General features: G+C 37.7%; 14 protein-coding genes and 1 other annotated feature. All 14 genes read right to left on the minus strand.

Going from position 1 to position 16340, the window contains the following annotated elements; all coding sequences use genetic code 11:
• Positions 1-8 precede the first annotated feature (8 nt).
• The 14 genes from NFR27_RS03215 to NFR27_RS03280 all read right to left on the minus strand — a co-directional run bounded on the left by NFR27_RS03215 (position 9) and on the right by NFR27_RS03280 (position 16320).
• Positions 9-545: an NYN domain-containing protein gene (locus NFR27_RS03215; protein WP_251440077.1), complete on the minus strand. Its 537-nt coding sequence runs from the start codon at positions 543-545 to the stop codon at positions 9-11.
• A 12-nt stretch (positions 546-557) separates the two neighbouring features.
• On the minus strand, positions 558-1286 hold the full coding sequence (gene rlmB / locus NFR27_RS03220; protein WP_251440075.1) for a 23S rRNA (guanosine(2251)-2'-O)-methyltransferase RlmB: 729 nt from the start codon (positions 1284-1286) through the stop codon (positions 558-560).
• A 19-nt stretch (positions 1287-1305) separates the two neighbouring features.
• Positions 1306-1770 (minus strand): Mini-ribonuclease 3, encoded by a 465-nt coding sequence (locus NFR27_RS03225; RefSeq protein WP_251454076.1) that lies wholly within the window; start codon positions 1768-1770, stop codon positions 1306-1308.
• Complete coding sequence (gene cysS, locus NFR27_RS03230) at positions 1760-3214, minus strand: cysteine--tRNA ligase (protein ID WP_251454078.1); 1455 nt, start codon at positions 3212-3214, stop codon at positions 1760-1762. Before cysS ends, NFR27_RS03225 begins: the two co-directional genes overlap by 11 nt.
• Before the next feature lie 49 nt (positions 3215-3263).
• Positions 3264-3468, minus strand: a binding site (T-box leader).
• 263 nt (positions 3469-3731) lie between these two features.
• Positions 3732-4952, minus strand: a complete 1221-nt coding sequence (pepT, locus tag NFR27_RS03235; protein ID WP_251454080.1) for a peptidase T — start codon at positions 4950-4952, stop codon at positions 3732-3734.
• 223 nt (positions 4953-5175) lie between these two features.
• The gene (gltX, locus tag NFR27_RS03240; RefSeq protein WP_251454082.1) at positions 5176-6642 is read right to left on the minus strand and encodes a glutamate--tRNA ligase; all 1467 of its coding nucleotides are present in this window, start codon (positions 6640-6642) and stop codon (positions 5176-5178) included.
• Positions 6643-6741: 99 nt separating this feature from the next.
• Entirely contained in the window at positions 6742-7902 is a 1161-nt protein-coding gene (gene ispD / locus NFR27_RS03245) for a 2-C-methyl-D-erythritol 4-phosphate cytidylyltransferase (protein WP_251454084.1), read from the minus strand.
• Entirely contained in the window at positions 7899-9056 is a 1158-nt protein-coding gene (locus NFR27_RS03250; RefSeq protein WP_251454100.1) for a PIN/TRAM domain-containing protein, read from the minus strand. The genes ispD and NFR27_RS03250 overlap by 4 nt, the downstream gene beginning before the upstream one ends.
• Positions 9057-9217: 161 nt before the next feature.
• Positions 9218-10594 carry a DNA repair protein RadA gene (gene radA / locus NFR27_RS03255; protein ID WP_251454102.1) on the minus strand — a complete coding sequence of 459 codons (1377 nt, stop codon included), beginning with the start codon at positions 10592-10594 and terminating at the stop codon, positions 9218-9220.
• Positions 10595-10822: 228 nt separating this feature from the next.
• Positions 10823-13282 (minus strand): ATP-dependent Clp protease ATP-binding subunit, encoded by a 2460-nt coding sequence (locus NFR27_RS03260; protein ID WP_251454104.1) that lies wholly within the window; start codon positions 13280-13282, stop codon positions 10823-10825.
• Between the two features lie 95 nt (positions 13283-13377).
• Entirely contained in the window at positions 13378-14448 is a 1071-nt protein-coding gene (locus NFR27_RS03265) for a protein arginine kinase (RefSeq protein ID WP_251454106.1), read from the minus strand.
• An 11-nt stretch (positions 14449-14459) separates the two neighbouring features.
• Positions 14460-15002 carry a UvrB/UvrC motif-containing protein gene (locus NFR27_RS03270; protein WP_251440048.1) on the minus strand — a complete coding sequence of 181 codons (543 nt, stop codon included), beginning with the start codon at positions 15000-15002 and terminating at the stop codon, positions 14460-14462.
• A gap of 5 nt (positions 15003-15007) precedes the next feature.
• A complete protein-coding gene (locus tag NFR27_RS03275) occupies positions 15008-15484 on the minus strand; it encodes a CtsR family transcriptional regulator (protein WP_251440044.1) in 477 nt (158 codons plus the stop codon).
• 347 nt (positions 15485-15831) lie between these two features.
• A complete protein-coding gene (locus NFR27_RS03280; protein ID WP_251440042.1) occupies positions 15832-16320 on the minus strand; it encodes a ferritin in 489 nt (162 codons plus the stop codon).
• Positions 16321-16340 lie beyond the last annotated feature (20 nt).

Below are 16340 nucleotides of genomic sequence, written 5' to 3' on the forward strand. Positions count from 1 at the left end.
CTGCAAGGCTATTTATTTCCACGTCGCAAGCTTTCCCATTCCTTAGCTACTTCACCATCTAACTGGTGACCGACTTCATTCCGTTGTAAACGCAAACTATCCCGTTTATGAAGCCCTTTATAATATCTTTGTTCATCCAATTTAGCACGTTCTACTTGTGCTTTTAACTCTCGCGCTGAAATACGCAAAGCTCCAAATCCTAAGACTTGACTTTGTTCTGCATAATCTGATGTACATACATACACATTAGCATACGTATTTTTAAAAGTAAACACAGTCCGCTCAATATATGAATCAGCCGTTTCACCATCCGCTGTATATACTTCTAAGAAATCATCAGTCATGTATTCTTCGGCCGCACCAGAATTGGCAAATTTTCCATCAAATACCAAAATAACGCGATAACCTTTATGCTTGCCATAATTCTGTAAAATGCTCTTGATGCGTGACCGTGCATGTTCTAAGGAGCTTTTACTAATTTTCTTTAGCTCTGGCCAAGCAAAAATCACATTATAACCATCTACAATTAAAATGTCTTCTTTCATCTTAAGACCTCATTATTGTCGCTGTCGCACCGCTTCATATAGTAAAACTGCCGCTGCTACTGATGCATTTAACGAATTAAGGCGCCCATACATAGGAATTGTCACTAAGAAATCACAGCGTTCTTTCGTTAAACGACTCAAGCCTTTCCCTTCATTGCCAATTACTAACACTAAAGGACTCGTTAAATCAGCTTGGTATAAGGTCTGTTGCCCTTCCATATGAGCACCTAGTACCCAAAAACCTTGCTTCTTTAATTCCTCAATTGTTTGTGCTACATTGCCAACTTGTACTAGGGGTATGCATTCCAAAGCACCGGCCGATGTTTTAGCTACCGTAGCATTAATCGGTGCTGTATGACGTTTAGGAATGAGCACCGCCGTAGCACCACAGCATTCTGCAGTACGGATGATAGCACCCATATTATGGGGATCTTCAATGCCATCTAATAATACTAAAATAGGTGCTTTTTCCTTTGGCCAATTTGCCAACACTTCATCTAAATCAGCAAACTTTACTTGCGCAGCCAAAGCAACAACGCCTTGATGTACCACGCCATTTGCATATTTTGCTAATTGATTATCACCAACACGACGAATTTCAATTCCTTTTGATTTAGCTAGGCCTACTATCTCTTGTAAAGAACCTTGCACTTTATCATTTGCAATAAAAAGGCGCTGAATCGTACGATCAGCTTTTAACGCCTCACGCACCGCATTGCGACCTACAATATAATCACTCATAGTTATTCAGTCTCCTCTATTACATCGTATCTAATGTATATTGAAATGCTTTCGCCATTAGCTCATGTAAACGCTCTTGCTGATTGGTTCGATATAAATACCCCAATACGGCTTCAAAGGCAGTACTTGCTCGATATTCTTGTACAGTAGCACTTTTAGGTACATGCACATTACTATTGCGAGCACGCTTCGCTACTTGTAGCTCTATATCAGTCAGTATAGACGTTTCTTCCCAAGCTTGTAATACTTTTGCCTGCATTTTAGCACAAATAAAATCTGTTACTAAATTATGTAACACTTGTACTTTCATAATGCCCGCTTCAGTCATACGCTCACGAACAAACAAAGAATATACGGCATCGCCTATATAGGCAAGCATGAGGGAATCCTCAGCGCTAGCTGTTATAATTCCCTCATGCTCCTTTATAGCTTTTAATTTTTCAATGGCCGTAGTCCGTAAAAATTGATAGCGCTTAAAGTTCACGTTTCTTCCACCGTGCCCCTTGTGGCGAATCTTCAATAACTACACCAATATTAGCCAATTCATCACGAATTGCATCTGCTAAGTCCCAAAGTTTACGTTCACGGCAATTCTGACGAACATTCAAAATAACCTGCATTAATTGTTCGTATTCTTCGGCACCAGCCCCTGCATTAGGACCTTCCCAAGCTTGTTCTAAAATACCAAGAATATCTGTCATCATTTTGAAAATAGTTTTTACTTCATCTAATGTTTTATGACATACTTTACCATTGCAATTTTGTACAGCTTGGTAATAAATGTTAATTTCTTTTGCGAGCCCAAACATTGGAGCCCCTGCCAAAGAGGTATTAAAGTCATCAGCCATAGCATCTTCAAACTCAGATGCATATTTACGTGCATTATCTAATAAGGCTTTTGCTTCTTCATCACATTCGCCTTCTTCTTGATTTTCTAAATAGAGAAGATTTTCAATGGCTGTTGTCATACGTTCTAAAGACTTATTAGCTTCTTCCAAGCGTTCATCACTAAAATCCAATGGACTGCGATAATGAGTACTTAATAAGAAATAACGAAGTGCATCAGGACTATATTCTTCTAAAATATCTTTTACTAAGAAGAAATTATTCAATGATTTACTCATTTTTTCCTGATTAATTGTAATAAAGCCATTGTGCAACCAGTAACGAACAGCTGGATGATGTCCTGTACAACCTTCGGACTGAGCAATTTCATTTTCATGATGCGGGAAAATTAAGTCGCTACCGCCACCATGGAAATCAAATTCTTCCCCTAAGTATTTATTACTCATAGTGGAACATTCAATATGCCAGCCAGGGCGACCATTACCCCATGGACTTTCCCAGAATGGTTCACCTGGTTTTGCGCTTTTCCAAAGAGCAAAGTCCATTGGATTATGTTTACGATCATCTACATCTACACGAGCGCCTGCTTCCATGTCTTCAAGGGTACGACCTGATAATTTACCATAGTCTTCAAACTTTTCAACACTGTAGTACACATCGCCATCTAATTCGTAAGCAAAACCTTTTTCGATTAAAGTAGCAATCATGGCTACGATTTCATCAATATGTTCTGATACACGCGGATATACATCAGCATGACGCACATTAAGAGCATCCATTACATCAAAATAGGATTCAATATAACGGTTAGCAATAATGTCCCAAGATACGCCTTCACCATTAGATGTATTAATAATTTTGTCATCCACATCTGTAAAGTTCTGTACATACGTTACTTTATAGCCAATATGGGTCAAGTAACGACGAATAACATCCCAAGTAACAAACGGACGAGCATTGCCAATATGAGGATGGTTATATGGTGTTACACCACATACATAAATCTTAGCTTCTCCCTCCTTTACTGGCTTAAATATTTCTTTTTCTCTTGTCATCGTATTGAATACTTTAATTTCTCTCATCGCTACCGATGCCTCACTTCCATAAAAATATAAAAAGCCACCATCTCATTACAGAGACGGTGGCCCGCGGTTCCACTCTGTTAAGTCCTATGTAGCACTCACTCAAACGCATAACGGGCGCAACCGAATAGATCTACTGAATTCAATCTATCAACTCCCGAATGCATTTCCCTTGGCCACACTTGAACCCTTCCACCATTTAGTTCTCGCTGTAAAGCTAGTCACAAAGTACTTATTTCGTTCATCGTCTTTAATAACAATTTTTATCGATATATAGAGTATAATAGCATGAAAGACTGTTAAAGTCAATGTCTCGCAAGCATATCTACACAATTTATTGACGATAAATTAAATAGAGCGCAACTAATATATATCTTAGTAAAAGTGAAGCCTACTAATAATTGTAATTATAGATATATAGTAACAGCAATAACACTAACAACAGTAATAATAATAGTAATATCAATAGCAATACTAATACTAATACTAATACCAATGCCAATGCCAATATGTATACTTATTTCTCTATGGACACAATATTTACAATAGTATCAACTGCCAATTGCATATGTTCTACACAAGCAAATTCATGAGGGCCGTGTAAATTTTCTACTCCAGTAAATAGATTTGGTGTTGGAATACCCATGAAAGAAATCTTAGAGCCATCAGTACCACCACGAATTGGCTGAATTAATGGTGTAACGCCAGCTTTTTCCATAGCAGCTTTAGCTATTTCAACACATTCCATATGATCTTTAATAACATCATACATATTGTAATAGCTATCTTTAAGTGTAAGTGTAATTACGTCACGACCATATCGTTCATTTATTACTTTAGTGGCTAATTCAAAAAGTTTCTTTTTACTTTCAAACAAACCACGATCATGATCACGAATAATGTATTTCATAGTACCAGATTCAATACCTGTCTCATTACTCGTCAACATAATAAATCCTTCGTAATCTTCAGTTAATTCTGGCACAGCAGCTTGTGGTAACATACGATCAAATTCCATAGCCAATTTATTACAATTAATCATTGTATTTTTAGCTGCGCCAGGATGAACAGATACACCATGCAATTCTACTGTTGCTGCACAAGCATTAAACGTTTCATACTCTAATTCACCTAAGCGAGTGCCATCAATAGTATAAGCAAAATCTACTGGAAAATCCTTTACATCAAAAAGATCAGCGCCACGACCAATTTCCTCATCTGGTCCAAAAGCACACATAACAAGACCATGTTTTATTTCTGGATGTTCTTTTAAGTAGCGAAGACTCTCCATAATTTCTACTATGCCCGCTTTATCGTCGCCACCTAACAAAGTCGTCCCATCAGTAACAATCAAAGTCTTGCCTTTGTAATTAGCTAAATTAGGAAAATCAGCTACACGACTATATAAGTCTTTATCTTTATTAAGGAGAATATCTGTACCGTCATAGTTTTCAATAATCCGTGGGGTAATATTTTCAGCATTATAATCAGCCGTATCCATATGAGCAATAAAGCCTATGGCTGGCACATCTTCCTCTGTATTAGCAGGCAACGCACCTATAACAAAGCCATTATTTTCATTAATCTTAACACCTTCTAAGCCAAGTTCTTTTAAATCGGCTGCTAAGACCTTAGCGAAGGCAACTTGTGACTCTGTACTTGGTACCGTTGTAGATGCTTCATCAGAGCGTGTGTTTGTTTTTGTGTAACGCAAAAAGCGTTCAATCATGGTTTCCATAATAATCCTCCTTAATAAAAACTATGACTACGCCTTAACTATGCCCCCACGCAGTTAAGTAAATATGGAACAAATGAAAAACAAAATTATATACATAAAATATATACATAAAAAAGCGGGAGGTTTCCCTCCCGCAGTCAAAATTGGCTTGTCGGAAAACCAATACAGCTTGCACATTATATTTCAGTGCCCTAATTGATACGTTTAAACCAATAACAATTAATTATAGTTTGCTAATTGTTTCATCTAAACGAGCTAATGTTTTATCCTTACCAAATAAAGTAATAATATAATTTAAATCTGGGCCATGCATTTGGCCTGTTGTAGCAATACGAATCGGCATAAATACGAATTTACCTTTTAATTTAGTTTCTTTCATAATGCCTTTAATCGTTGCTTTTACTATATCTGGTGTAATTTCTTCTAACCCAGCTACTGCGTCACGGAATGCCTTAAGCACTGTTGGACAAGACTCTTCTGCTAATACAGCTTTAATATCCTCAGCATGTGCTTCATCTAACACAAACGTATCGTCAAAAATAAGCTTGGCTTCATCCTTAATCTGAGCACCAAAACTAATATGATCCTTTAAGCATACACAAAGCATAGTAAGTTTTGCTTTTTCCGCTTCATCTGGTGTAGCTGATGCATAACCAGCTTCTTGCAAATGAGGCAAGCATAATTCATACAAAGCTTCATCACTTAAATTTTTCATATAGTTAAAGTTAATCCAATTTAATTTATCAATATCAAATACAGCTGGATTTTTTGCTACACGATCCATAGAGAAGTTCTGAATTAATTCTTCAGACGTAAATAATTCTTGTTCCCCTTCTGGTGCCCAACCAAGTAAGGCTAAGAAATTATCAATAGCATCTGGTAAATACCCCAGTTGACGATATTGATCCACAGAAGTCGCACCATGGCGCTTACTCATCTTCTTATAATCTTTACCAAGAATTAAGGAAATATGTCCAAAAGTTGGTACATCCCAACCAAGAGCATTATAAATTGCAATTTGACGTGGCGTATTAGAAAGATGTTCTTCAGCACGAATAACATGAGTAATCCCCATCGTATGATCGTCAATTACAACAGCATAGTTATATACAGGAATTCCATCAGATTTGACAATAACAAAATCGCCAACGCCATTAGATTCAAAAGACACATGACCACGAACCATGTCATTAAAAGCAAAGGTCTGATTTAATGGTACACGTAAACGAACTGTATATTTGCGGCCTTCTTTTTCATAGGCAGCAATCTGTTCGTCCGTTAAATGACTACAATGACCATTATATTTAGGCGTTTCACCCCGTTCTAACTGGACTTGACGCTCTGCTTCTAATTCTTCTTCCGAGCAATAACAACGATACGCTTTACCTTCATCCAACAAGCGCTGTGTCACTTCTCTATAAATATCAAGGCGTTCTGTTTGACGATATGGGCCGTTTTCACCACCTACATCAATACCTTCATCCCAATCCATGCCTAACCATTTAAGGGCTGCTTTGATATTTTCTTCGCTCTCCCGCGTAGAACGAGCTAAATCTGTATCTTCAATGCGAAGAAGGAAAGTACCTCCTTCTTTACGTGCCAATAACCAGTTAAACAATGCTGAACGAGCACCGCCAATATGAAACGGGCCAGTTGGACTTGGTGCAAAACGCACTTTCATCTTTGCCATGTATATATCCACTCCTTTACTATCATCTTGGCTTTCCTTTAGGGCTATCTCTATATTGAATACTATATAAAACCGTATAAAAATTCCTATACTTTGTCTTTATACAGTATACAAAGTCGCTACAGCTTGCGCTGCCAAACCTTCTAAACGTCCAAAAGCACCTAACTTCTCGTGAGTCGTTGCTTTTACACTAATAAAGTCTTCACCAATGCCTAACACATTCGCTAAATTTGCTTTCATAGCCTGAATATGAGGTTTTAATTTTGGCGCTTCTGCAATAACCATAACATCTACATTATACGCCTTAAATCCTTTTTCGTGTAGTAGCTTCACAACTTGCTTTAATAGCTCCATACTAGAAGCATCCTTGAAAGCTTCATCTTCGGGCGGGAACCAATAGCCAATATCAGGTAAACCGGCAGCCCCTAATAAGGCATCCATCAGTGCATGAATCAATACATCTGCATCACTATGGCCATCCGGACCAAATTCACTTTCAATTTGAACACCGCCTAAAATACAAGGACGTCCCGTTTTAAAACGATGTACATCATAGCCAAAGCCTACACGCATCATAGGTTCTGTCACTCCTAAATACTGTTTTGCTTTTACAATATCCGCGGGGGTTGTAAGCTTACAGTTTGTATAATCACTAATTACAATATGTACTGGTTTCCCTTGATGTTCGACTAAAGATACATCATCAGTCCCCAAATAATTTGTTTTTCGTGCATACGCTTGTGCTTCTAACAGCCACTGACGTCTAAACCCTTGTGGCGTCTGCACAGCATATAACTCACTACGCTTTAGTGTCTGTGCCACAGTCTGGTCTGATTTTACCTGCTTAATAGTATCTACTACAGGTACAGCAGCTACAGCCGCACCATATTGCTGAGCCGTAGTGGCTACAGCTATAAATAAATCAGATTTAGCCATCGGCCGTGCACCGTCATGAACTAAAATAATTTCTGACGTTTCACTAACAGCCTCAGTACCAGCTATCACTGAATCTTGTCGTTCTGCGCCCCCAAGCACATAAATAGGTTTCCAAGGCAAATCAAGCTTTGCCACTTCGTTTTGAACAGCCTCTAATTCACCATCAGCTACCACAATAATAACTTCAGTTAAATTTGGGACTTGCGCCATATGACGAAGGTTCCACTGCAATACAGAATAGGATCCTAAGCGCAAAAAGATTTTATTCGTTTCACATTGCATTCGTTTGCCCGCACCGGCAGCCAATAAAATACAACTAATCATTCTTTAGTTCCTTTCGCTTTAGCGAAAATCATTCGCCCTGCACTAGTCTGCAATACAGACGTAACCATTACATCAATAGAGGTATCTACATATTGAGCACCATTTTCAATAACAATCATAGTACCATCATCTAAATAGGCTACCCCTTGATTATCTTCTTTCCCTTCTTTAATTACCTGCACGCGAATCCATTCACCAGGAATCATAGCTGGTTTTAACGCATTAGCTAAATCATTAAGATTTAAAATTTCAATGCCTTGTAGACTAGCTACTTTATTTAAATTAAAATCATTTGTCACGATTTTCCATTTTTTATCTAATGCTAAGCGCATGAGCTTAGAATCAACTTCAGCAATATCTTCAAAATCATCATCAATCACTTTAATATCAATGAGATCTTTCTGCTGTAACCCTTGTAAAATATCAAGGCCACGTCGACCTCGGTTTCGTTTTAATACATCGGCAGAATCAGAAATATGCTGTAATTCCTCAAGAACAAACAAAGGAACAACTAGAGGTCCTTCTAAAAAACCAGTAGCACATAATTCAGCAATACGACCATCAATAATAACCGACGTATCAAGTAACTTAGCCACCGAAATAGATTCAAAATCAGAAACAGTAACACTTGCAGTAGTTTCAACGTCTTTAGGAACTGCTTCTTTTTTCTTTTCTTTTACTATAGACCGATTTTGAAGCCAATTAGCATATAACTCAGGCCCCTTGCGAGATGCCAAACGCATGCCAATATAACCAAAAATAGCACTTAAAATAATGGGAATATACGATCCAATCAAAGGAACGCGATAAAATGCCAAGCCAATAAGATTTGCTATTATGAGTCCAAAGAGTAATCCGGCTGTGCCGGCCATTAATTCTTGATTAGGTACCCGCGATAAAAGACGTTCCATATTTTTAGCTAAGCGTAATCCTTGACTAATCAGCGGCATAGCTATAAAAAAGCCAATAACAGCACCGATTAAACCACCAAACGCTAATGCTAATATTTTAATAATGGAAATGCCAAAGAACCCCATTGTCCAAAACTTCACATCAATAATCGGTTCCCATACTGGCATAAAACTATCTGTCAACATATATCCCATGATACCCACCAATAAGGCTATGACATAACGTAGAATTTTATATATCATCAATTTCACCTCCTTTCTTATCGTACTCTTCTATTGTACATTAAAATGATAAATAAATCATAAACTTCTGCACTTTTTTTCAATAAATTTAAAACAAATTTAATATCATTGTCTATAAAAGGAAAAAACACACCATATTTTATTGATTATGTAGCCAAAATTTAGCCAAAAACAAGCTTCATCGCTTCTTGCACCGTAGTAACACCATGGATAGTAATACCCTTGCGCGTTGTCTTTACTTGTTTACTATTACCTGCAGGCACTACAAATCGAGTAAAGCCCATCTTAGCGGCTTCAGCAATACGCTGTTCAATGCGAGGAATGCTTCGAATATTACCAGTTAACCCTACCTCACCAAGTATTACCATATCAGCAGGGACTGGCCGATTTTTTAAATTAGACACAATAGCAACGGCCACAGATAAATCACAGGCCGGTTCATTAACTTTTAAGCCACCAATAACATTTACATAAACATCTTTATTACCTAAAGTTAATCCACAACGTTTTTCTAACACAGCTAGCAAAATAATCAAGCGATTCAAATCATAGCCAATTGAGGTGCGCCTTGGCATCCCAAAAGCAGTAGTGGACACTAAACTCTGTACCTCTACTAAAATAGGACGAATCCCTTCTAAATAGGCCATAACAGCTGAACCGGTCTCTTCCTCAGTCCGCTCGGCCAATAAAGTGGCTGAAGGATTGACTAATTCAGCTAACCCTTCTTCTTCCATTACAAAAAGACCTGATTCTGAAGTTGAGCCAAAGCGATTCTTAATTCCCCGCAAAATACGGAATTGATAAGACCGTTCCCCTTCAAAATAGAGCACCACATCCACCATATGCTCTAGCATACGCGGCCCTGCAATATTACCATCCTTAGTTACATGACCAATGATAATAACTGGCACACTTTGCTCTTTGGCAAAGCGAAGAAGTCGCGCAGTACATTCTCTTACTTGCCCCACACTACCAGGTGTCGAATCTAAGGCATCAGTAAACATAGTTTGAATAGAATCAATTACTAATAAAGCTGGTTTATGCTGCGCAGCTTCTTGTAAAATAGCATCTAAATTTGTATCAGCCATAACCGCTAATTGATTGCCTTCAATGCCTAACCGTTCGGCCCTCAGTTTTAACTGCATCTGTGATTCTTCACCAGATGCATAGAGTACTTTACCGAAGCGATCAGCAACACGGCCTGAAACTTGTAATAAAATGGTAGATTTACCAATACCAGGGTCACCCCCTAATAACATTAATGCACCAGGTACAATGCCACCACCTAGTACACGATCAATTTCATCATATCCTGTAGACATGCGTGGTGAATCTTCTGTTTTAATATCAGATAAAGCCACTGGTTTAGTAGCTGAACGATCTACCGGTGCATAAGCAGCCGCACCTTTAGTTGTAGTAGATCGAACAACTTCTTCAACAAGCGTATTCCATTCCCCACATTGTGGACATTTTCCTAGCCATCTAGGCGATTCAGCCCCACAATTATTACAAAAGTAAACTGTTTTAACTTTAGCCATTATATAATCCCTTTAATAATCAAATTATTGAACTTTATTTTATATTTCCTATGGTATCAATATTGCTACATAATATAAATACCATGCCTAGATAAAAAAATCACGAACACCATCTAAATAGTATTCGTGATTTTATATGCAATATCCTTCAAACAGAAGATAAATTTTATACTTTCATGATTTTAAATAGTTCCCAGTAACCTATACAGCTCACCAAATAGAATAGAACTATACGACCATAGTAATATCTCCATCTACCACATTGGCCTTAATAACAGAACCTTCAGGAGCTTCACCTTTTAAGATTAAATCAGAGATTGGATCTTCAATCAAACGTTGAATAGCTCGTTTTAATGGACGTGCCCCATAGGTGAAATCAGATCCCTCTTTAACTAACAATTCAAGCGCTTCTGGTGTTACTTCTAAAGTCAATTCACGTTCAGCCAAGCGTTTCATAACATCCTGTAGTAAGATATTAACAATCTTATTTAAATCATCACTAGTTAATGGATGGAAAACTACCATTTCATCAATACGATTTAAGAATTCAGGACGGAAATGCTGTTTTACAGCATTTAACGTATTTTTCTTAGCTTCTGCAAATGTTTCTGCTTCATTCTTCTTAGCATCTTCTTTATTTTTAGCAGCCAAGAAGCCCATAGCCGCACTGTCTTCTTTTAAGAATTTAGACCCCAAGTTACTTGTCATAATGATAACCGTATTACGGAAATCTACAGTACGACCTTGATTATCTGTCAAACGACCATCATCTAGTACTTGAAGTAAAATATTGAAAAAGTCTGGATGTGCCTTTTCCACTTCATCAAAGAGGATTACACTATATGGTTTACGACGTACTGCATCGGTTAATTGGCCACCTTCATCATACCCAACATATCCTGGAGGCGCTCCCACTAAACGAGATACAGTATGCTTTTCCATGTATTCTGACATATCAAGGCGAATCATGGCATTTTCATCACCAAAGAGGTTCGCTGCTAACGAACGAGCCAATTCAGTTTTACCAACCCCTGTAGGCCCTAAGAATAGGAAGGAGCCAATTGGACGTTTTGGATCTTTTAAACCAGCACGAGCACGACGAACAGCTTTAGCTACTGCAACTACTGCTTCATCTTGACCAACTACACGTTCATGAAGTTCATCTTCTAAACGAAGCAAACGAGCGGATTCTTCTTCTGCAATTTTTGCTACAGGCACGCCACTCCATTCTGCGACAACAGCGGCAATATCGTCTTCTGTAACAACAAGTTTTTCTTCATCTTCTTTGCTACGTTGAGCTTGTTTTGCTTCGATTTCTTCCGTTAAACTCTTTTCTTCATCACGAAGTTTCGCTGCGTCTTCAAAGTTTTGACTTGTTACAGCCGCTTCTTTTTCTTTGCGCACATCAGCTAATCGTTTTTCCAAGTCTTTAACATCAGGTGGCGCGGTAAACACTTTCATTCGCACTTTAGAAGCCGCTTCATCCATAACGTCAATTGCTTTATCTGGTAAGAATCGATCAGAAATATAACGATTAGATAATTCAACCGCTGCTTTTAAAGCAGCATCAGTAATTTTTGCTTTGTGGAAAGCTTCATAGCGGTCACGCAAACCTTTTAAGATTTCAAGGGCATCTTCTTCATTTGGCTCACCTACAAGAACTGGCTGGAAACGACGTTCTAAGGCTGCATCTTTTTCAATATGCTTTTTATATTCATCTAAGGTAGTAGCCCCAATAACTTGGAAAGTACCACGTGCTAAAGCTGGTTTTAAAATATTAGCTGCATCCATAGCCCCTTCCGAAGCGCCTGCCCCTACTAAGGTATGAATTTCATCAATAAATATAATCATATCATCATGTTTTTGAACTTCATCAATGGCTTTTTTTAGACGTTCTTCAAATTCACCACGATATTTTGCACCTGCTAACATAGCCGTTAAGCTTAAAGAAATAATTCGTTTATCTCTCAAGATTTCTGGCACATTCTGATTAACAATACGTTGAGCTAACCCTTCAGCAATAGCTGTTTTACCAACCCCTGGTTCACCAATTAGAACTGGATTATTCTTAGTACGACGACTCAAAATTTGGATAACACGATTAATTTCTGTATCACGGCCAATAACGGGATCAATTTTACCTTGCTTAGCTAGTTCGTTTAAATCGGTAGCGAAATCTTTCAAATCACCTAAATTACTATTGCCAGCACTAGCACCATTAACAGCACCTCCGTTAGGCCCTTCACCACCAGATTGTTCTGATCCATAAATACTATTAATAGCTTTCACTACATCAGAACTACGAATACCAAATTTCTGTAATACCGCAACGGCTACACCACCACCATCTTGTAAAATACCGAGTAAAAGGTGTTCAGCCCCTACATAATTGTGTTGCATGCGATTAGCAATTTCTACCGCTAATTGCAATACTCTTTTAGTTCGTGGCGTTACATACAATTCACTACCACTGCCATTACCGCGGCCTACCGCAGCGAGTACAGCTTCTTCAGTAGCTTTGCCTTCCAAACCTAAAGCATGTAATGCTTTAGCAGCTACACTATTAGATTCTTCCAATAAACCTAAAAGCAAATGTTCAGTGCCCACATAGTCATGGCCAAACTCCTTCGCTTTTTCTTGCGCAATACCAAGAGCACGTTGTGCTCCATCTGTATAACGTTCAAACATATAATCACCTCATATCTATACGACAAATCGTAACTGTTATATTTTTAAATTTGAATTATAAACTTACATTGTAAAAATTTATGGCAGTAAATTAACTAACGGGCTAAGCGATCACGAACTACTTTAGCTCGATAACTGTCTCGTTCAGCTGCTGTCATATTTTCTTTACCTGCATATTTACTTAAAAAATTAGGTCTTGTAGTAACAACTAACTCATTAAATACGTCGGCTGAATGTTGTGGTAAAACACCTAAATCCATACCTAGTTGGACATCACTAAGAAGACCTAAGGCTTCTTCACCAGAAAGACGACGAGCATATTGCAAGGTACCAAAAGCACGCCATACTCGATCTTCAAAGGCTTCAAAATCACCATTTTTAATGGCTTCACGAGCCTTCACTTCTTCTTGTACCAATTTTTCAAGTATTTTTTGCAATTGACTAATTGTATCTTCTTCACTAATTCCCATCGTCACTTGATTAGAAATTTGATAAATATTACCAAGAGCTTGAGATCCTTCGCCATATAAACCACGCACGGAATAGCCTAATTGAGTGATACTACGAATTAAACGATTAATGCGTCCCGTCATGGCTAACGCTGGCAAATGAAGCATTACCGATGCCCGCATGCCTGTACCTACATTAGTAGGACAAGCTGTCAAATAGCCATACCGTTCATTAAATGCATAATCGCATTTACTTTCAATAGCATCGTCAATTGTTAGCGCATGATTTAAAGCTTCCTGTAAGCGAAGACCGGGCTCCATAGTTTGAATTCGAATATGATCTTCTTCATTTACCATAATAGCCACTGAAGCATCATTAGCTACTACTAAGCTACGGTATGGTAATTTCTGTCCCATCTGTGGACTCATCAAATGCTTTTCCACAAGAATTTCGCGCTCAATATCCGATAATTTATCTAAACTAATGTTGGAATACTCACGCCCATCAGCGGCTTTTAAAGTGCCTAGCACACCGCGCATTAGACTTTCAACTTCTTTTAAAGAAGCCTCGTGGTTCCGATTAGTAAATTGTAAGCCTTTAAAGTTTCGAGCTAGTCGAATACGGCTGGATAATACAATATGCGAATGTATGTCACCAATAGGATCCGTACTACGTAGCCAACTACTTAACGGTTCGTCTAAAATTTTGTCTAACATAGTGACACCTCCTATTTACTTTCTTTATTTAAGGATTCTTCTAACACTTTAATTTCATCACGTAGGCGAACAGCCTCTTCAAATTGTTCAGCCTTAATTGCTTTATCCAATTCTTGACGCAAACGCTTAATTTGGTGTTTTGTCTTGAAAACGCCGGTACCACGACTTGGCACCCGACCTTCATAAGACAAAGACCCTTGTAAACGTTTTACTAAAGGAGCTATTTGTGCTTCAAAGGTTTCATAACAATGGTCACAACCAAATTTACCAGTTTGATTAAATTCACTAAACGTCATACCACATTGACTACAACGGGCCTCCTGGCGAGTATTTAATAAACTATCTGGATACAAAGTATTAGTAAAGAAGTCGTTGGTAAAAAAATCATTATCTAATAAAGAAGGGCCAAAATTCATAAACCCTTGGCTCCCAAACCCATCACTTGGCTGTTTAGCTGCACAGACATTACATAAATGCCGTTCTGTTTTTTTACCATTAACAACTCGTGTCATATGCACAGTTGCATCATTTTGTTTACAATTATCACATAACATAAACCTTATCCCTCCTTCACCATGGCTACCACTTGTTCAAATAAGCGACGAACTTTAAGTTCCCGTGTCTTACGCTCTGGTTCCTCCATTAATAAGGCAAAGGCTTCATGTAACAAGGCCGCCTCTCGTTTATGCAGTAATTTTTGTTGCATCAACTCAAATAAAGAGTTGTCTATAATTCCCATAGTTAATGGTTTATCATTTGATTCTGTAGTATCTTGTTTATGCTTTGGCGCTTCTAATAAGGCTTTTACTGGAATACGCGTAATGCTAATAAAACCACCAAGACCACGACGAGACTCTACAATAAAGCCACGGTCATTTGAGAACCGCGTACTTAATACATAACTAATTTGTGAGGGCGCACAATTAAGCTCATCAGCTAATTCATTGCGGCGTAATACAATGCCCTCTTCTTTAGCTTGCTCTTCTAACAACTTAGCTAAAATAAATTTTTCAATACGATCTGCTAAAATACCCATAAATCATCTCTCCAAACTTTTTATATATTATCGTGTTGTCTTTCATATACTACCTTCATTCTTTATTGTACTTCGGTTCAATTTGACTTTCTAATCTTTTGACCTTTTGTTCTTTCAACCTTGACTATATAATAATTGACTTTTTGACTTTTGTCAACAGAAAAAGTCAAACTTTTTATAATTTTTTGACTTTTTATTTTTTTGACTTTTCAATATATTAAAAAGACGCTCTAAAGAGCGTCTTTTTGCAGCTATCATAAGCTATGTGTAATTTTTTATCGGTTAGTGTTTCCACTTGGAAACGTAGTTTACTATTGACACTAAACTAAGCCAGTTTAGCTAAGTAATTATTGTTGACGAGTACCTAAACGGGCATCCACAAACAATTGGCTAGCACGGCTGTCACCAGCAAATGTAAATTCATCTACCAAGTCACGAGCACTTGCTTCTTCTTCTACTTGTTCTGTAATGAACCAGTTTAAGAAGTTAACAGTTGCATAGTCTTTTTCTTCAGTTGCTAATGCATATAAGTCATTAATTTTACCAGTGATTACTTGTTCATGTTTGTATACCATTTCAGCTACTTTCAATGGATCTGTTACTTCAACTGCTTGCGCTTTAATATCGCCTAATGTAGTTGTTTCATTACGAGACTCTAAGAAATCAATAATTTTGAATGCATGATCCATTTCTTCTTGATACTGCAAACGTAACCAAGCGGATAAACCTTTAAAACGAGCATCAGCCATTGCCAAAGACAATGCTAAATACAAGTATGCAGAGTTAAATTCAAAAATAACCTGTTCATTTAATGCTTTTGCGATATTCTTATTCATAAAATGTCACCTAAAACCTT

The organism is Veillonella intestinalis, from assembly GCF_943192895.1.
In the GTDB taxonomy this organism is placed as follows: Bacteria; Bacillota; Negativicutes; order Veillonellales; family Veillonellaceae; genus Veillonella_A; species Veillonella_A intestinalis.